Here is an 18,368-nt window from a genome sequence, read left to right on the forward strand (position 1 = left end):
CTGACATGACATCCACACCGACACGGGCGGCGGAGCTGCCGCCGTCCGCACCACAAAGGTCCGCGGTGTTCGTCCCCGGGGCACTGGGCCGACGGGCGGTGGCCGCCCTGTCGTTCCGGAACATCGGCGCCGTATACGTGTGGCTGGTCATCGTCGTGCTCTTCTCCGTGTGGGCGCCGGACACGTTCCCGACCACCATCACGGTCAAGCAGGTACTGAACGGCAACGCCGTGGCCGGCCTGGTGGCACTCAGCGTCGTACCGCCACTGGCCGCACGCGTCTTCGACCTCTCGGTCGCCTACACCATGTCGCTCACCAGCGTGCTGACCGCCCGCTTCCTGGTCTCCGCCGGACTCGGTCCCGGCGCGGCGATCACCCTGGCGATGGCCGCCGCGCTGCTGATCGGAGTCGTCAACGGGATCGTGGTGGTGGTCCTGCGCGTCGACTCGTTCATCGCCACCCTGGCCACCGGCGCGCTGATCCAGTCACTGATCACCATGGTCACCGACGACAGCTCCATCACCGGGGTGCAGCTGCTCGCCAAGCCGTTCGCGAGCATCGCCCAGCTGGACACGGGCGGCATCACCCTGCCGGTGCTGTATCTGCTGCTCGCCGCGCTCGCCATCTGGTTCCTGCTGGAACACACCGCCACCGGGCGCCGGTTGTACGCGACCGGCTTCAACGCCGACGCGGCCCGGCTGCAGGGCGTACGCACCCACCGACTGCGCTTTCTGACCCTGGTGGCCTCCGCGTTGCTCTCCGGTTTCGCCGGCATCGTCTTCGCGTCCTCGGTCGGATCCGGCTCGCCGACCGCGGGCACCCCGTATCTGCTGTCGGCGTACGCCGCCGCCTTCGTCGGGGCGACCCAGTTGCGCGCGGGCCGCTTCAACGCCTGGGGCACGGTGCTCGCGGTCCTCCTGCTCGGTACGGGCATCACCGGACTCGGACTCGCCACCAGCGCGCAGTGGGCCGCGAGCCTGTTCACCGGCTCGGTCCTCATCGTGGCGCTGGTCCTCACGGGCGGCCGGATCGCCCTGCCTGCCGTGCTGCGCCGCCGGAAGGGAATCCCCTCGAGTTCCGGCGCCGAGACGCCCGCGGAGAGCGGCCCCCCGCCTGTCACCGGCAAGGAGATCCGACCATGAAGGCTGTGCAGTACCGGACGGTGGGACACGCCCCCGAGGTCGTCGACGTTCCCGTGCCCGGACCGGGCCCGGGCCAGGTGCTGTTGAAGGTGACGGCGGCGGGGCTGTGCCACTCCGACCTGGCGGTCATGGGCTGGCCCGAGGAGCAGTTCCCCTACCCGCTGCCGATGACCCTCGGCCACGAGGGTGTCGGCACGGTCGCGGCCGTGGGCAGCGGTGTCACTGCAGTGGCGGAAGGCGACGACGTGGCGGTGTACGGCCCGTGGGGCTGCGGGCACTGCCACAACTGCGCCCAGGGCAAGGAGAACTCCTGCCATCGTGCTGCCGGGCTCGGCATCCTGCCGCCGGGACTCGGCGCCCCCGGTGCTCTCGCCGAGTACATGCTGGTGGACTCGCCCCACCACCTGGTGCCGCTGAACGGACTGGACCCGGTGCAGGCCGCCCCGCTCACCGACGCGGGGCTGACGCCCTATCACGCGATCAGGAAGTCACTGCCCAAACTGGTCCCGGGAAGCACGGCGGTGGTGATCGGTGTCGGAGGCCTGGGTCACCTCGCCGTACAGCTGCTCCGCGCTCTGACACCGGCGAGGGTGGTCGCTCTCGACGTGAGCAAGGAGAAGCTCGAGCTGGCACACGCCGTCGGTGCCCACGAGACGCTCCTCTCCGACGGCGCGGCGGCCGCACGGGTCCGGGAGCTCACCGGCGGGACCGGAGCGGAAGTGGTGCTGGACTTCGTGGGCGCCGAGGCGACGCTCGCGGTGGCCGCGGCGTCGGTGGCGGTGGCGGGCGACGTGACGATCGTCGGCATCGGTGGGGGCACCCTGGCGGTCGGCTTCGGCGGCGGGCTGCCGTTCGAGGTCTCCGCCTCGTTCCCGTACTGGGGCAGTCGCCCGGAACTCATGGAGGTCGTCGAGCTGGCGCGGCAGGGCCTGATCTCGTCCCACGTCGAGACCTTCCCCCTCGACGAGGCGCCCGCGGCCTACGAGCGTCTGCACGCCGGCGACATCAACGGCCGCGCGGTGGTACTGCCACACGGTTGAGCCGCGCCCCGTGCAGGGCCGGCGCCCGAGTCCCGCTCAGGTGTCGGCCCGCTCCTCTGCCGGGTTTCGCCCACTCACCGTCCGCTCCACGCACCGCCGCAGCACCGTCATGAACTCCGGCGTTTCCCACGGCCCCCGGTCCACCCGGCCGGTGTCGTCCACGCCCAGGTCCTGTACGTCGTAACGGCCCCTGCAGTGCCCGAGGGTGAAGTAGCAGACCTCGCCGAGACCGTGCCGCTTGAGATACAGCACCGGTCGGGGCGCGCCGTCGAGGGCCGCCGTGTCGCCCTCGGCGAAACCGCGGCACGGCCCCGTGTACTCGGCGTGCAGCAGCACCTCCAACTCCCCGTGCAGCTCGCACACGTACAGCTCGTCGGTGACCGTGAACGGGCCGATCCCGGCGACCAGCGGATGGCCGGGCCGGGTGACGCGCACCTCGTACGGCTCGATCGGCGGATGGGCCAGGAACTGGCTGCCGAGCACCGGCGCCACTTCCCCCAGGAGCCGCGGGGTCGTGAACAACCGCGGCCCGCCACTCGTCGACGGCTCGATCACCGAGTTGGTGCCGTGCAGGGCGAGCCAGCGGCCGCCCCGCTCGACGAACCGTGCAAGTGCGGCCCCCTGCGCCGGGCGGGGCCGGACGTCACAGGTGTAGGTGACCAGCAGGTCGGCCCTCTCGAGTGCGGCCACGCAGTCGTAGTCCTGATACACGGTGGTGCGCACCCGTGGATGCTCCCCGAGCATCTCCAGCAGCCGGAGCCGCGCGTAGTCGAAGTCGTGCCAGCGGCCGCCGCAGACCAGTACGGCGTCCAGGCGGCCGACCGGGCCCGCCACGGCTCAGTACTGGACGCGGGTCAGCAGCCCGCCGTCCACCACGAGGTTGACCCCGACACAGAAGGAGCCGGTCCGACCGAGCAGGAACGCCACCGCCGAGGCCACGTCCGCCGCGGTGCCGTAACGGCCGATCGGAAGCCTGGCGAGCACCTCCTCGTACACCTCCGGGCGGCTGGTGCGGATGGTCTCCCAGGCGCCGCCGGGGAAGTCGATCGGGCCGGGGGAGACGGTGTTGACGCGGATGCCCTTCGGCGCGAGGGCGTGCGCGAGTGCCGAGGCGTGCTGGACCACAGCTGCCTTGAGCGCGGAGTACGAGTTGGCGCCGGCCGGGCGCGCGGTGTCGGAGGCGTTGGTGGTGCCGATGGCGACGACGGCGGCCCGGTCGGAGGTCTCCAGGTGCGGAAGGGCCGCCTCGACGAGTCCTGCGAACGGGATCAGGTCGCCGCGCAGGCTGGCCTCCCAGGACTCGGGGCCCTTCACATTGCCCGCGGACACGTTGGACACCAGCAGGTCCAGGCCGCCGAGCTCACCGGCCGCCCGCTCCACGAAGCCCGCGAGCGCAGCCGGGTCGGTGACGTCGACCGGTTCCGCGAACACCGTGGCTCCCTCGGCCCGCAGTTCGGCCGCGGCCTTGGCCAGGCCTTCTTCGCCCCGGGCGCACAGCGCCAGCGCACAGCCCTCGGCCGCCAGAGTGGTGGCGATCGCCCGGCCGATGCCCCGGCTCGCGCCGGTCACCAGCGCCTTCGCGCCTGTCAGTCCCAGATCCATCGATGTCACTCCTTTGTGATTGCCCAATGCGACGGCCGAATGCGACGGCCGAAAAGGTCCTGGTGCCTCAGTTGCCGGGAAGCTGCGAGAACGGCACCCGGTCCACCCGCGGCTCGGGCGGCAGCTTCAGCACCCGTTCGCCGATCAGGTTGCGCTGGATCTGGTCGGTGCCTCCGGCCAGCCGGTAGCCGGGTGCGCCGAGCAGGTGCTGCGCCCAGGCGAAGGTGCCCGCCTCCCCGGTGTCGGCGCTGATCCGCGCGCCCATCAGCTCGGCGGCGACCTGTCCTGTGCGGGTGAGCAGGTCGGAGGCCATGAGTTTGGTCAGCGACGACTCCGGGCCCGGCCGGCCGCCGGCGGCGCTCGTCCTGGCGACGCGGTCCACGGTGGCCGCGCGCAGGGCGGCGCGTACGTACAGGTCGGCGAGGCGCTGGCGGACCAGCGGGTCTTCGGTGCGATCGAGGGAGCGGGCGAGTGCGAGGACGTCCGCGAAAGTGCCGCCCTTGCGACGGTTGCCGCCGCCGGACGCGGTCCGCTCGAAGGCGAGGGTGGTGGTGGCGACCTCCCAGCCCTGGCCCGGTCGCCCGATCCGCAGCCGGTCCGGAACACGGACGCCGCTGAGGAAGACCTCGTTGAAGGAGGCGCCGCCGCTCATCTGACGGATGGGGCGCACCTCCACCCCGGTGGCGTCCATCGGGACCAGGAAGGCGGTGATCCCGGCCTGTTTGACCACGTCCGGGTCGGTGCGGGCGAGCAGCAGACCGTAGTCGGCGAACTGCGCGCCCGAGGTCCACACCTTCTGACCGTCGATCACCCACGCGTCGCCTTCCTGCCGGGCGCGGGTGCGCAGGGCCGCGAGGTCCGATCCGGCACCGGGTTCGCTGAAGAGCTGGCAGGCCAGCAGGTCGGTGCGCAGGAACCCGCGCGCGTACGTCTCACGCTGCTCGGCCGTCCCGAACAGGGAGACGGCCATCGCGACCAGGCGCACGGTGACGCTGATCAGCTCGGTGGACGCCGGCACATCGAAGGCCGACTCCTCCTCGGCGAAGGCCGCCACGTGGGCGGCGGTCAGGCCCGCGCCGCCCTTGTCCACGGGGAGGGTCAGCGCCTGGTACCCGGCGTCGAAGCGGGCCCGCTGGTAGACGCGGCAGCGCTCCAGCAGCAGGCGCTCCTCGTCCTCCGGGAGATTGTGGAACACGGCGAGGTCGGCGGCCCCGGTGGCGGACTGCGGCGCCCGCGCCGGTTCGAGCACGCCGGCCAGCCACTGGCGAACCTGCGTGCGCCATGCGTCCGGATCGGGCTGGGACATGGCTCCTCCTAGGACACTTACCAGACGACAGTTTCAGTAACAGTGATCGGGGTGTGCAGCCCACCAACTGCTGAAACATGGGGAATGACTGCGTCTGGGATCAGAGTGTTCCGTACTTTCTTGATAAACGCTACAGTCTCCGCATCCCCTCTCCCCTCGAATCGGGAGAGGCCGAGGAGCCGCCGGAGGAGCCAATGTCGCTGCTGCCACTCGACCGTCGCGCCCAGGAGACACCCGACGAGCCTGCCCTGGCGGACGACCTGGGCGTGCTGTCCTGGTCGGGCCTCGCCGACCAGGTGGCGCGGGCGACGGCACGGCTGCTGGAGCTCGCGCCCGGCCCCGACGACCGGATCGCCGTCCTCGGCGACAACGCGATCCCGACGCTGGTGGCCCATCTGGCGGGCCTGCGTGCCGGGGTGGGGACCGTGGCCGCGTCCCGGAACCTCACGTCGGGCGAACTCGTCGACCAGATCATCGACGCGGGCGTGACCGGAATCATCGCCGGACCCGTGGGCGCGGGCGCCGCCCTCGACGCGGCCCGGGAACTGGGCCTTCCGGTCGTGATGCACGGAACCCCGGCGATCGGGCACGCCTTCGCCTGGGACGCATGGCTCGCGGCGGCGCCCGCCGGGCGCACGGTCCCGACGGACCGGCCCGCCCGGCCTCCGCTCGTCTACACCTCGGGAACCACCGGGCGGGCGCGCGGCACCGAGGTGCGCTGGGTGAGCGGCCCGGTCGCCGACAGCTCCGCCTACCTCGCCGCGATGGCCGCCCGGCCGGGATTCCCGCCGGGACCGCACCTGGTGTGCGGCCCCCTTCAGCACAACGCGCCACTGACCTCACTGCGGCATCTGGCGGCCGGTCAACCGGTGGTCGTCCTCGGCAGGTACGACGCGGAAACGTTCCTCAGCCGAGTGCAGATGTGGCGAGTCTCCTCCACGGTGATGGTGCCCACCCACTTCCAACGGCTGCTCGCCCTCCCGGAAAAAGCCCGCGCCCGCTACGACGTCTCCAGCCTGCGGCAGGTCTCCCACACCGGCTCCGCCTGTCCGCCGGACGTGAAGCGAGCCATGATCGAGTGGTTCGGCCCGGTGCTGACCGAGTCGTACGGCGCCAGCGAGGCGGGAACGGTGGCCCGCATCAGCAGCGCCGAGTGGCTGGCGCACCCAGGCTCGGTCGGGCGGGTCCGGCCCCCGTTCGAGGTCCTGGTCACCGACGACGACGGCCGGCAACTGCCGCCCGGCGAACGCGGACTGCTGGCCTTCCGGGCTCCGGAGGACCAGGGCGTCCGCTACCACGCGGACCCGGAAAAGACCAGGTCCGCCTATCTCTCCCCCGGCGTCTTCACGCTCGGCGACATCGGCTACGTCGACGCGAACGGCTACATCTTCATCACCGACCGGGCCGCGGACGTCGTGGTCTCCGGCGGCGTGAACCTGTACCCGGCCGAAAGCGAGGCGGTCCTGCGGCAGCACCCGGCGGTCGCCGAGATCGCGGTCATCGGCGTGCCCGACCCGGACTTCGGCGAGTCGCTGCGGGCGCTGGTCGTGGCCGCGGCGGACACGCCGCCGGCCGAAGAGCTGGACCGGTTCTGCCACGACCGCCTCGCCGCCTACAAGTGCCCGAAGTCGTACGAGTTCGTCCCCGAGCTGCTGCGCAACGCGATGGGCAAGCTCGACAAGCGTGCGATGCGCCGCCCCTACTGGCGTTCGGAACGGACCATCGCCGGCTGAGCCGACCCGCCCGCCCCTCACGCGTACGAAGGATCACCATGACCGAACTCCTCCTCATCCGGCACGGCCTCCCCCTGGCGGGCGTGTTCGACCCGGGGCTGTCGCCGGAGGGCAGCGCCCAGGCGGAGCGTCTCGCCGCCTGGCTCGTGCACGAGGACGTCGACGCCCTGTACACCAGCCCGTTCAAGCGTGCCCGCGAGACGGTGGCTCCCCTGGAACGGCTCACCGCCATGACCGCCACCGTCCTCGACGACCTGCGCGAGTGGGACACCGACGTCTCCCACCCCTACCTGCCACCGGAGCAGATCGGCGCGGAGGATCCCCGCGCGGCGGCACTCGCCGAGGGACGCTACGAGGACTTCGTGCCCGATCTGGACTGGGACGCCTTCCGCGCGCGTGCCGTACGGGCCATGGACACCATCCTTGACGCCCATCCCCGCGGGCGGGTCGCCGCCGTGTGCCACGGCGGCATCACCAACACCTACCTGGCGACGGTGCTCGGCCTGCCCACGATGTTCTGGTTCCACCCCGGCTACACGTCCGTCAGCCGGGTGCGGCGCATGCCCGGCGGCCGGATCGTTCTGCACTCGGTGAACGAGACGGCCCACATGATCGCCCGACGTGCCGTCGACGCGGCCGCCTGACTCCATCCCACTTCCAGGAGGTCCCGGCCATGCCCGGATCCGTCATCGTCGCCGGAGCAAGGACACCCATCGGCAAGCTGATGGGCACCCTGAGCACCGTGTCCGCGGTCGGCCTCGGCGCCCACGCCATCGGCGCGGCGCTGGCCGCCGTGCACCTGGACCCGGCAGCCGTGGAAGCCGTCGTGATGGGCCACGTCGTGCAGGCCGGGGCCGGCCCCAACCCGGCACGGCAGGCCGCCATCCGCGCCGGCATTCCGTTCACCGTCCCCGCGAGCACCGTCAACAAGCTCTGCCTGTCCGGTCTGCACGCCATCGCCCTGGCCGACCTCATGATCGCCTCCGGCCGTCACGAGGTGGTCGTCGCCGGTGGCATGGAGTCCATGTCGGGCGCCCCGCACCTGCTGCGCGGTTCACGCACCGGCTGGAAGTACGGCTCGGCCGCGGTGGACGACGCTCTCGACCGTGACGCCCTCGTCTGCGCCTTCGACGGCGTCTCCATGGGAGCGGCCACCGAGCGGTACCAGCAGCCGTACGCCCTGACGCGCGAGGAACAGGACGAGTACAGCGCGCTGTCCCATCAACGGGCCGCCCACGCGCAGGAGTCGGGTGCGCTGTCCAAGGAGATCACCCCTGTCACCGTGACCGGACGCCGGGGCGAGACGGTGGTCGACACCGACGAGGGCGTACGGCCGGGGAGCACCGAAGAGAGCCTGGGGCGGCTCAAGCCGGCCTTCTCCGGCGCGGGCACCATCACCGCGGGCAACTCGTCACAGCTGTCCGACGGCGCCGCGGCCGTCGTGGTGATGAGCGCGCAGCGCGCCCGCCGGGAGGGCCTGACCCCGCTCGCCGAGATCGGCGCCTACGGCACGGTCGCGGGCCCCGACCCCTCGCTGCTCGTCCAGCCTGCCGGCGCGGTCCGCGACGCCCTGTCCCGGGACGGCCGGCTGAAGTGCGCCGATCTGGACCTGCTCGAGATCAACGAGGCGTTCGCCTCAGTGGCCCTGGCTTCCGTACGGGAGCTGGACATCCCTCTGGACAAGGTGAACGTCAACGGCGGCGCGATCGCGCTCGGGCACCCGGTCGGCATGACCGGAGCCCGGCTGGTGCTGACCCTCGCGACCGAGCTGCGACGGCGCGGAGGCGGCAGCGGAGCGGCGGCCCTGTGCGGGGGCGGCGGCCAGGGCGACGCGCTGCTGCTTCATGTGCCGACGCAGGCCTGAACCCCGGAGCTGACCCACCATGAACGACCAACTGCCCGCCTGGACGACCCTCACCGTGGCGACCCGCACCACCGCCGCCGACGGCGTCGTCTCCCTCACCCTGCGCCGCCCCGACGGCGGTGTGCTCCCCTCCTGGACGCCGGGCGCCCACATCGACGTACTCCTGGACGGCGACGACGGCGCCCTGATCCGTCAGTACTCCCTGTGCGGGCACCCGGCCGACCGTGCGGCCTGGCAGATCGCCGTGCTGCGCGAGCCGCGGAGCCGGGGCGGCTCCGCGTACGTCCACGACAACCTGTACGCAGGCACCACCGTGCGCGTCCGCGGACCGCGGAACACCTTCCCGTTGCGGCCCGCCGCACGCCATCTGTTCATCGCCGGCGGCGTCGGCATCACGCCCGTCCTTCCCATGGTCGAGGCCGCCGAGGCCGCGGGAGACGACTGGCTTCTGCTGTACGGCGGCCGCACACGCAGCTCCATGGCGTTCCTCGACCGTCTCGCCCCGCACGGGGACCGCGTGCTCATCCGTCCGCAGGACGAGTACGGCCTGCTGGACCTCGCCGCCCATCTCGGCGTACCCGAGGAGGGCACCCTCGTGCACGCCTGCGGTCCCGAACCCCTGCTGCGAGCGGTACAGGAGCAGTGCGCGGGCTGGCCCCCCGGCACGCTGGGCATCGAGCGGTTCGCCCCGGCGCAGACAACGGGGGCGGGCCCGGCCGAGGCCTTCGAGCTGGTGCTCGCCCGCTCCGGGCTCACCCTCACCGTGCCGCCGGACCGCTCGGTGCTCGAAACCGTCGAGGAGGCAGGCGTCGCGGTGGACTTCTCGTGCCGTGAAGGCACGTGCGGCACCTGCGAGACGGACGTACTCGACGGCAAGCCCGACCACCGCGACTCGCTGCTGACCGAGGACGAGAGGGCCGCCGGCGACACCATGCTCATCTGCGTCTCCCGCTCGTGCGGGCCGCGCCTGGTCCTCGACCTGTGACGGCGATCACCTCCAGCAATTTATTAGGACGTCCTAGTATTTCCGCGTCAGCAGTACCCCGCTCCGTCCGGGAAGGCCCTCATGAGCGATCTGCACCGGCCCGTGCACCCTGTTCGCCTGGTCACCGCTTCAGCTCTGTTCGACGGGCACGACGCTTCGATCAACATCATGCGGCGGATCTTCCAGTCGCAGGGTGCCGAGGTGATCCACCTGGGCCACAACCGGTCGGTGCGGGAGATCGTGGACGCGGCGCTGGAGGAGGACGCACACGGCGTGGCCGTCTCGTCCTACCAGGGCGGGCACGTCGAGTACTTCGAGTACCTGGTCGAGTCGCTGCGTGCGCAGGGCGCCGACCACATCCGCGTGGTGGGCGGCGGAGGGGGCGTCATCGTGCCCGACGAGATAGCCCGGCTGCGCAACAGCGGGGTGACCATCTTCTCGCCGCAGGACGGCCAGCGAATGGGCCTGGCCGGGATGGTCAACTCGGTGGTGCGGGACTGCGACTTCGGCCTCTGGGACGGCAAGCCGGCCGACGCGGCCGCCGTACTGGCCGGTGACCGGTTCGCGATCGCCCGCGCCATCACCGGTGCGGAACTCGGCAAACTGCCTCCCGAGTTCCTCGCACAGCTGCGTGCCACGGCTGTCGCCGGGTCGGTTCCGGTGCTCGGCATCACGGGCACCGGTGGTTCGGGGAAGTCGTCGCTCACCGACGAGTTGGTGCGCAGGTTCCGGGTCGACCAGCAGGACAAGCTGCGGATCGCGGTGATCGCGGTCGACCCGACCCGGCGCCGCGGCGGCGGTGCCCTGCTCGGTGACCGGATCCGGATGAACTCCCTCGACGGCAGCCGGGTCTTCTTCCGCAGCCTGGCCACCCGAGGCAGCCGCGAGCTGCCCGAGCACCTGTCCGACGTGATCGACGTCGTGAAGGCCGCCGGCTACGACCTGGTGATCGTGGAGACGCCGGGCATCGGACAGGGCGACGCGGCGATCGTGCCGTTCGTCGACATCTCGCTGTACGTGATGACACCGGAGTTCGGCGCCGCCTCGCAGCTTGAGAAGATCGACATGCTCGACTTCGCCGACGTGGTGGCGATCAACAAGTTCGAGCGGCGCGGCGCCAAGGACGCGCTGCGCGACGTGGGCCGCCAACTGGTCCGCAACCGCGAGGCGTTCGGGATGCGGCCCGAGGGCATGCCGGTGTACGGCACCTCGGCGGCCACGTTCAACGACGATGGCGTCACCGCGCTCTACCAGCACCTCAAGGCCGATCTGGCCGGCAAGGGGCTGCCACTGTACGAGGGCACGCTGGCACCGGTCGAGGTACGCCACTCCTCCGGCATCCGGCAGGTCGTCCCCGCGGACCGGGTGCGCTACCTCGCCGAGATCACCGACACCGTCCGCGGCTACCACACCGAGACCGGTCGACTGGCCGAGGCGGCACGGCGGGTGCAACGCCTGGACGCGGTCAGGGGCGAGCTCGTGGAGGCCGGCTCCGACCCCGCGAACGTGCAGTCGCTGCTCAAGGACGCCCGCAGGCGGCTCCCGCGCGACATCACGGAGCAGATCGAGAACTGGCCCGCCGTGGTGAAGGCGTACTCCGGCGACGAGCAGGTCGTGAAGGTGCGGGACAAGGAGATCCGCACCAAGCTGACCCGCGAGTCCCTCTCCGGCAACAGGATCCCCCGTGTCGCCCTGCCCCGCTTCACCGACCACGGCGAGCTCGTGCGTTTCTGGCGCCGGGAGAACCTGCCGGGCCACTTCCCCTTCACCGCCGGGGTGTTCCCCTTCAAGCGCGACGGCGAGGACCCGGCCCGCATGTTCGCCGGCGAGGGCGACCCGTTCCGCACCAACCGGCGCTTCAGGCTGCTCTCCGAAGACCAGCCGGCCACCCGCCTGTCCACCGCCTTCGACTCCGTCACCCTCTACGGCCGCGACCCGGATGAACGCCCCGACATCTACGGCAAGGTCGGCACCTCCGGCGTCTCGGTGGCCACACTGGACGACATGAAGGCGCTGTACGACGGCTTCGACCTGGTCGCGCCCACCACCTCGGTGTCCATGACGATCAACGGACCCGCCCCCACCATCCTGGCGTTCTTCCTCAACACCGCCGTGGACCAGCAGCTCGACCGCTTCCGCGCCGCCGAGGGCCGCGACCCGTCACCCGACGAAGCGGCCGGACTGCGCGCGCACGCGCTGGCGAACGTGCGCGGCACCGTCCAGGCCGACATCCTCAAGGAGGACCAGGGCCAGAACACCTGCCTGTTCTCGACCGAGTTCAGCCTGCGGATGATGGCGGACATCCAGGAGTGGTTCATCGCGCACAAGGTCCGCAACTTCTACTCGGTGTCCATCTCCGGCTACCACATCGCCGAGGCCGGCGCGAACCCCGTCAGCCAGCTCGCCTTCACCCTGGCCAACGGCTTCACCTACGTCGAGGCCTACCTCGCCCGGGGCATGCGCATCGACGACTTCGCCCCCAACCTGTCGTTCTTCTTCTCCAACGGCATGGACCCCGAGTACTCCGTCCTCGGCCGCGTCGCCCGCCGGATCTGGGCCGTCGCGATGAAGGAGAAGTACGGCGCGAACGAACGCAGCCAGAAGCTGAAGTACCACGTCCAGACCTCCGGACGCTCCCTGCACGCCCAGGAGATGGACTTCAACGACATCCGCACCACCCTGCAGGCCCTCATCGCCATCTACGACAACGCCAACTCCCTGCACACCAACGCCTACGACGAGGCCGTCACCACCCCCACCGAGGACTCCGTCCGCCGGGCCCTGGCCATCCAGCTCATCATCAACCGGGAATGGGGCCTGGCCATGAACGAGAACCCCCTGCAGGGGTCGTTCATCATCGACGAACTCACCGACCTGGTCGAGGAGGCCGTCCTGGCGGAGTTCGAGCGGATCAACGAGCGCGGCGGCGTGCTCGGCGCCATGGAAACCGGCTACCAACGCGGCCGTATCCAGGACGAGTCGATGCTCTACGAACAGCGCAAGCACGACGGCACCCTGCCCATCATCGGCGTCAACACCTTCCGCAGCCCCCACGCCGACATCGCCGGGACCGGCGTCATCGAACTCGCCCGCGCCACCGAGGAGGAGAAGCAGTCCCAACTGGCGCGCGTGCAGGACTTCCAGGCCCGCCACCAGGAGCCGGCTCACGCCGCCCTGGCCATCCTCAAGGACGCGGCGGTGGGCGGCGACAACGTCTTCGCCGTCCTCATGGACGCCGCCCGCGTCTGCTCGCTGCAGCAGATCACCGACGCATTCTTCGAGGTCGGCGGCCAATACCGCCGCAACGTCTGACCACGACCACTGACCGGATAGGACATCACATGGACTCCGTCACCCGTCTCGGCGTCGTCGGCTGCGGCCTCATGGGCTCCGGCATCGCCGAAGTCGCCGCCCGCAACGGCCTCGACGTCCGCGTCGCCGAAGCCACCCCCGATGCCGTCGAGGCAGGCCGCCGTCGAGTCACCGCCTCCCTCGACCGAGGCGTGCAGCGCGGCAAGATCACCGAGGAACAGCGCGACCATGCCCTCGCCCGGCTCTCGTTCACCCACGACCTCGGTGACCTGTCCGACCGTCAGTTCGTCGTCGAGGCCGTCGCCGAGAACCGCGAGATCAAGACCGACGTCCTGCGCGCCCTCGACAAGGCGGTCGAAGACCCCGCGGCGATCCTGGCCACCAACACCTCCTCCATCCCCGTCGTCGACCTCGCCGTCGCCACCGAGCGGCCCCGCCAGGTCATCGGCATGCACTTCTTCAACCCCGTTCCAGTACAGAAATTGGTCGAACTCGTTCCCGCCCTCACCACCAGCCCGGACACCGTGCAGCGCACCCGCGGCCTGGTCACGCAACTCGGCAAGCAGCCCATCCAGGCACCCGACCGCTCCGGCTTCGTCGTCAACGCCCTCCTCGTGCCCTACCTGCTCAGCGCGGTCCGGATGGTGGAGTCCGGCGGCGCCCGGCCCCAGGACATCGACCAAGGCATGGAACTCGGCTGCGCCCACCCCATGGGCCCGCTACGCCTGCTCGACCTCATCGGTCTGGACACCGCCCAAGCCGTCGCCGAGTCGATGTACGAGGAGTTCAAGGAACCGCTGTACGCCCCGCCGGCACTACTGCGCCGCATGGTCGCCGCAGGCCACCTCGGCCGTAAGAACGGCCGCGGCTTCTACGCGTACGACGCCTGAACAAAGGCAGACCGCCCACAAAGCCCAGGTCTGCCCAGTACCGTCGTGACGCTACGTGATGGGCACAAAGCTCCTCACTCGGACTTCGAAGTGGAGGCATAGGGGGCGCACGCACACTCCCCCCGAACTATGTAGTCCCACCACATGTCCGCCTGACCTGCCTCTTCCTACGGTGTGCCGACACGTACCCGTCCCCACCGCACACGAGGAAGTGGCGCACATGACCTCCGCAGCATCCGCTCCACCGACGCCCGTCACCCTCGCCAGTCTCAAGCGCATCGTCGCCGCCGGCCTCATCGGCACCACCATCGAGTGGTACGACTTCTTCCTCTACGGCTCCGCGGCCGCCCTCGTCTTCAACAAGCTGTTCTTCCCGGGCTCCGACCCGCTCGTCGGCACGTTGCTGTCGTTCCTGACGTATGCCGTCGGGTTCGCGGCCCGGCCGCTCGGTGCCCTGGTGTTCGGGCACTACGGCGACCGGCTCGGGCGCAAGCGGCTGCTCGTGCTGAGTCTGCTGCTGATGGGCGGGGCGACGTTCGCGATCGGTCTGCTGCCGACGCATGCGACGGTCGGCGGTGCGGCGCCCGTCCTGCTGACCCTCCTGCGGCTCGTCCAGGGGTTCGCGCTGGGCGGTGAGTGGGGCGGAGCCGTCCTGCTCGTCTCCGAGCACGGGGACGCGCGCCGGCGCGGCTTCTGGGCGTCGTGGCCGCAGACCGGGGCCCCGGCGGGCCAGCTGCTGGCGACCGGTGTGCTGTCGCTGCTCACCTCCGTCCTGTCGGACGACGCCTTCGCGAGCTGGGGCTGGCGGATCCCGTTCCTGCTCTCCGGAGTGCTGGTCGTCGTCGGGCTGTGGATCCGGCTCTCCGTCGACGAATCGCCCGTGTTCCGGGAGGCGCTGGCCCGGTCCGAGGCCCGGCGGAGCGCCGGGAGGGCCGAACAGCCGCCGCTCGTCGCCGTGTTGCGGCATCACTGGCGTGACGTGCTCGTCGCGATGGGCGCGCGGATGGCGGAGAACATCAGCTACTACGTCATCACCGCCTTCGTCCTCGTCTACGCCACCACCTCCGCCGGTGTCTCCGAGCAGACCGCGCTGAACGCCGTACTCATCGGCTCCGCCGTGCACTTCGCCGTGATCCCGGCGTGGGGCGCGCTGTCGGACCGGGTCGGGCGGCGGCCTGTCTATCTGCTGGGCGCGGCCGGGATCGGACTGTGGATGTTCCCGTTCTTCGCGCTCGCCGACACCGGGCGGTTCGGGTACCTGGTACTGGCGGTGACCGTCGGCCTGGTGCTGCACGGCGCCATGTACGCGCCCCAGGCCGCGTTCTTCGCCGAGATGTTCGCGACCCGGATGCGCTACTCAGGCGCCTCCGTCGGCGCCCAGTTCGCCTCCGTCGCCGCGGGTGCGCCGGCCCCGCTCGTCGCCACCGCCCTGCTGGCCGACTACGACAGCCCGACCCCGATCGCCCTGTACGTGATCGCGGCGTCCGTGCTCACCCTGGTCGCGGTGGGCGTGGCCAAGGAGACCCGGCGGCGCGACCTGGCCGACGACGGCGCCGCGACCGAACCGGCGCGCGGCGAAGACGTGCCCGCCCGCTGAGCCCGCGCCGCCGGTCCCCCGTCCCCGGGGGATCAGCGGCGCTCCGGCGGCGCCCCCAACCGGTGGAGGCGCAGCGCCAGTTGGATCTCCAGGGCGCGGGCGGGACTCTGCCAGCCGTCGCCGAGGAGGCGGGCCACCCGCTCCAGCCGCTGGGCCACCGTGTTCACATGGACGTGGAGTTCGTCCTTCGTGCGGGCCGGGCTCATCCCGCACGCGAAATACGCGTCGAGGGTGCGCAGCAGTTCCGTGCCGCGCCGCCGGTCGTAGGCGACCACCGGGCCGATGGTGCGGGTGACGAACGCGGCGACGTCCCGTTCACCGGCGAGGAGCAGGCCGAGGAAGCCGAAGTCCTCGGCGGCGGCGCCGTCACCGCCCCGGCCGAGGAGGTTCAGCGCGTCGAGGCAGCGGCGGCCCTCGGCGTAGCCGGCCGCCACGGCGTCGGGGCGGGCGGCGAGGTCGGCGACGGGGGCGGAGGCGCCGACGGTCACCGGCTGGTGGACGGCGGTGCCGAGGTGCCGGGCGGTACGCCGGGCCACGTCGGCGGCGGTGTCGCCGGGGTCGAGGGGCAGCAGCAGGACGGTGCCGCCGTCACGGGCGGCGGCCAGGCCGTGCCGGGTGGTGGCGAGGTGGGAGGCGGCCGACCACAGCCGGCGGCGCACTGCCGCCGCCTCCTCGGCGTCCGCCACCGGGCTTTCCGGGCGGGCTGCGAGCACGACGTGCGTGGCGTCGAGGTCGGCGTGCAACCGGGCGGCGCGGTCCCGCAGCTGGCGCGGTTCGCGGACCCGGGCGTCGAGGAGGTCGTCCAGCAGCTCGCCGCGCACTCGCTGTTCGGCCTCGGCGGCGGAGCGGCGGGCCAGCAGGAGCAGCGAGGTGACCATCGCGGCGCGCTCCAGGGTGCGCTGGTCGACGGGGTCGAGGCCGGCACGGCCGCGCAGCACCAGCGCGCCGAGGAGTTCGCCGCCCGCGGCGACCGGGACGATCCAGTCGCTGCCGTGCCGTACCGCGTGCCCCTCCGTGCGCGACGTCTCCAGCGACCGTGCGTCGGCGGTGTCGGTGAACTCGACCGTGCCGCCGAGGACCTGGGAGACGGCGGCGGCCACGTCGTGGACCTGGCCGCCGCGCAGCACGAGTTCGGCGAGCCGGTCGTGGATGTCCGAGGCGCGTTCGATGACCGCGCTGTGGTCCTTGATGATCTCGTTGGCCCGCTCCAGTCCGGCCATGGCCGAACGGGTCTCGGTGAGCAGGTTCGCCGTGTCGATGGCGGCCGCGGCGAGCGCGGCGAAGGAACCGAGCAGCGCGATCTGCTCCCGTTCGAAGACGCGTGCCCGCCGGTCCGCCGCGAACAGCACCCCGATGACGTGCGGTCCCAGCATGAGCGGGACGCCGAGGATGGCGACCAGCCCCTCGTCGCGCACTCCGGCGTCGATGGTGAGCGTGTGCTGGAAGCGGTCGTCCTTGAAGTAGTCGTCGGTGACGTACGGCCGCGCGGTCTGTGCGACGAGTCCGCCGAGCCCCTCCCCCATGCCCAGCCGCAGCTGCTGGAAGCGGGCCGCGACCGAGCCCTCGGTCACCCGCATGTAGGTGTCGCCGCGCGCCGGGTCGTTCAGGCTCAGGTAGGCGACGTCGGTGCCGAGCAGGGAGCGGGCGCGCTGGACGATGGCCTGGAGCACGGCGTCCACGTCCCGCAGTCCTGCCAGGTCGTGCGCGGTCTCGAACAGGGCGGACAGCTCGGCCTCGCGTCGGCGTCTGCCCTCCAGCTCGCTGCGCACCCGCAGCGCGAGGAGCTTGGCCCGCTCCAGGGCGGCGATCCGCTCCGGTGGCCGGTTCTCGGCGCGGGCGAGCAGCACCGGCTGCTCGTACGCCTCCGCCGAGGCGCCCCTGGCCAGCAGTTCGAGGTACGCCGGCTCGGCACCCCCGGGCGCTTCGGCGCCCAGGTCGAGGGCACCGGCCGCGGGGGCCGGAGCCGGCCGCCTGGCGGACTGCACGTGATTGCGAGACATGGTCACAGGATTCCGCATCGCCGCTCCGGCCCGTCGGGCCTGTGGAAAACTCGCGGGCCGCCGGGTACTCGGTCCGTCAGTGGGCCGTCCAGCCGCCGTCGAGCACCAGCGAGGTGCCCGTGACGAAGGACGCCTGGGGGCCGCAGAGGTAGGCCACGGCCTCGGCGACCTCGTCCGGTTCGACGAGCCGCTTGACGGCGCTGTCGGTCAGGAGGACCTCGGACAGCACCCGCTCCTCGGGGATGCCGTGCGCCCGTGCCTGGTCGGCGAGCTGCTTCTCGACCAGCGGGGTGCGGACATAGCCCGGGTTCACACAGTTGGAGGTCACCCCATGGGGCGCGCCCTCCAGAGCGGCCGTCTTCGACAGCCCCTCCAGACCGTGTTTGGCTGCCACATAAGCGGACTTGTAAGCGGAGGCGCGCAGCCCGTGGACGGAGGACACGTTCACGATCCGGCCCCAGCCCTGCCCGTACATGTGCGGCAGCGCGCCCCTGATGAGCCGGAACGGCGCCTCCAGCATCACGGTCAGTACGGTGTGGAAGGCGTCCGGCGGGAACTCCTCGATGGGGCGGACCAGTTGGAGGCCCGCGTTGTTGACGAGGACGTCGGTACCGGCGGCGGCGCGTTCGGCCGCGTCCAGGTCGGTGAGGTCGAGGACGTACGGTTCGACGGCCCCGCCGCCCGCCGGGCCCAGGGCCTGCCCGGCCGAGTCCACGAGCTCGGCCAGTCCGGGCTCGTCCCGGTCGACGGCTCTGACCCGGGCCCCGGCGGCCGCGAGACGCAGGGCGCAGGCGCGGCCGATGCCCCCGGCGGCGCCGGTGACGAGGGCGATGCGGCCGTGCAGGTCGAGGGCGGGGGCGGTACGGGTGCTGGGCGAGCTCATGGGGCGACCCTAGG

At 71.8% G+C, this 18,368-nt stretch carries 14 protein-coding genes; 9 read left to right on the forward strand and 5 right to left on the reverse strand.

From position 1 onward, the window contains the following. Window positions 1-5: 5 nt before the first annotated feature. Both ACFY6U_RS19040 and ACFY6U_RS19045 read left to right on the forward strand, forming a co-directional pair. Entirely contained in the window at window positions 6-1,142 is a 1,137-nt protein-coding gene (locus tag ACFY6U_RS19040) for an ABC transporter permease (protein ID WP_390039594.1), read from the forward strand. Continuing rightward, complete coding sequence (locus ACFY6U_RS19045; protein WP_390039596.1) at window positions 1,139-2,182, forward strand: NAD(P)-dependent alcohol dehydrogenase; 1,044 nt, start codon at window positions 1,139-1,141, stop codon at window positions 2,180-2,182. The genes ACFY6U_RS19040 and ACFY6U_RS19045 overlap by 4 nt, the downstream gene beginning before the upstream one ends. Window positions 2,183-2,218: 36 nt before the next feature. On the opposite strand, the gene ACFY6U_RS19050 is transcribed toward ACFY6U_RS19045, so the two are convergent. From ACFY6U_RS19050 to ACFY6U_RS19060, 3 genes are all read right to left on the reverse strand, one after another. Continuing rightward, window positions 2,219-3,016, reverse strand: a complete 798-nt coding sequence (locus ACFY6U_RS19050) for a ThuA domain-containing protein (RefSeq protein ID WP_390039598.1) — start codon at window positions 3,014-3,016, stop codon at window positions 2,219-2,221. Window positions 3,017-3,019: 3 nt separating this feature from the next. Then, window positions 3,020-3,784 (reverse strand): SDR family NAD(P)-dependent oxidoreductase, encoded by a 765-nt coding sequence (locus ACFY6U_RS19055; RefSeq protein WP_390039600.1) that lies wholly within the window; start codon window positions 3,782-3,784, stop codon window positions 3,020-3,022. Window positions 3,785-3,851: 67 nt separating this feature from the next. Beyond that, a complete protein-coding gene (locus ACFY6U_RS19060) occupies window positions 3,852-5,090 on the reverse strand; it encodes an acyl-CoA dehydrogenase family protein (RefSeq protein WP_390039602.1) in 1,239 nt (412 codons plus the stop codon). Window positions 5,091-5,284: 194 nt separating this feature from the next. Here ACFY6U_RS19060 and ACFY6U_RS19065 point away from each other — a divergent pair, with 194 nt between their 5' ends. The 7 genes from ACFY6U_RS19065 (at window position 5,285) to ACFY6U_RS19095 (ending at window position 15,471) form a co-directional block, all read left to right on the forward strand. After that, a complete protein-coding gene (locus ACFY6U_RS19065; RefSeq protein WP_390039604.1) occupies window positions 5,285-6,823 on the forward strand; it encodes an AMP-binding protein in 1,539 nt (512 codons plus the stop codon). A 38-nt stretch (window positions 6,824-6,861) separates the two neighbouring features. Beyond that, window positions 6,862-7,467: a histidine phosphatase family protein gene (locus tag ACFY6U_RS19070; protein ID WP_390039606.1), complete on the forward strand. Its 606-nt coding sequence runs from the start codon at window positions 6,862-6,864 to the stop codon at window positions 7,465-7,467. 29 nt (window positions 7,468-7,496) lie between these two features. Then, window positions 7,497-8,687 carry an acetyl-CoA C-acyltransferase gene (locus tag ACFY6U_RS19075; protein WP_390039608.1) on the forward strand — a complete coding sequence of 397 codons (1,191 nt, stop codon included), beginning with the start codon at window positions 7,497-7,499 and terminating at the stop codon, window positions 8,685-8,687. A 19-nt stretch (window positions 8,688-8,706) separates the two neighbouring features. Further along, window positions 8,707-9,672, forward strand: a complete 966-nt coding sequence (locus ACFY6U_RS19080; protein ID WP_390039610.1) for a PDR/VanB family oxidoreductase — start codon at window positions 8,707-8,709, stop codon at window positions 9,670-9,672. A gap of 81 nt (window positions 9,673-9,753) precedes the next feature. Then, window positions 9,754-12,984 carry a fused isobutyryl-CoA mutase/GTPase IcmF gene (gene icmF / locus ACFY6U_RS19085; RefSeq protein ID WP_390039612.1) on the forward strand — a complete coding sequence of 1,077 codons (3,231 nt, stop codon included), beginning with the start codon at window positions 9,754-9,756 and terminating at the stop codon, window positions 12,982-12,984. Window positions 12,985-13,013: 29 nt separating this feature from the next. Beyond that, complete coding sequence (locus ACFY6U_RS19090) at window positions 13,014-13,874, forward strand: 3-hydroxybutyryl-CoA dehydrogenase (RefSeq protein ID WP_390039614.1); 861 nt, start codon at window positions 13,014-13,016, stop codon at window positions 13,872-13,874. Window positions 13,875-14,094: 220 nt separating this feature from the next. Continuing rightward, on the forward strand, window positions 14,095-15,471 hold the full coding sequence (locus ACFY6U_RS19095; protein WP_390039616.1) for an MFS transporter: 1,377 nt from the start codon (window positions 14,095-14,097) through the stop codon (window positions 15,469-15,471). Between the two features lie 32 nt (window positions 15,472-15,503). Here the strand turns inward: ACFY6U_RS19095 and ACFY6U_RS19100 are convergent, their stop codons facing one another. Further along, window positions 15,504-17,471 (reverse strand): helix-turn-helix domain-containing protein, encoded by a 1,968-nt coding sequence (locus ACFY6U_RS19100; RefSeq protein WP_390039617.1) that lies wholly within the window; start codon window positions 17,469-17,471, stop codon window positions 15,504-15,506. A gap of 76 nt (window positions 17,472-17,547) precedes the next feature. After that, on the reverse strand, window positions 17,548-18,354 hold the full coding sequence (locus ACFY6U_RS19105; protein ID WP_390039619.1) for a 3-hydroxybutyrate dehydrogenase: 807 nt from the start codon (window positions 18,352-18,354) through the stop codon (window positions 17,548-17,550). Window positions 18,355-18,368 lie beyond the last annotated feature (14 nt).

It is taken from the genome of Streptomyces sp. NPDC013157 (assembly GCF_042899865.1).
Lineage (GTDB): Bacteria > Actinomycetota > Actinomycetes > Streptomycetales > Streptomycetaceae > Streptomyces.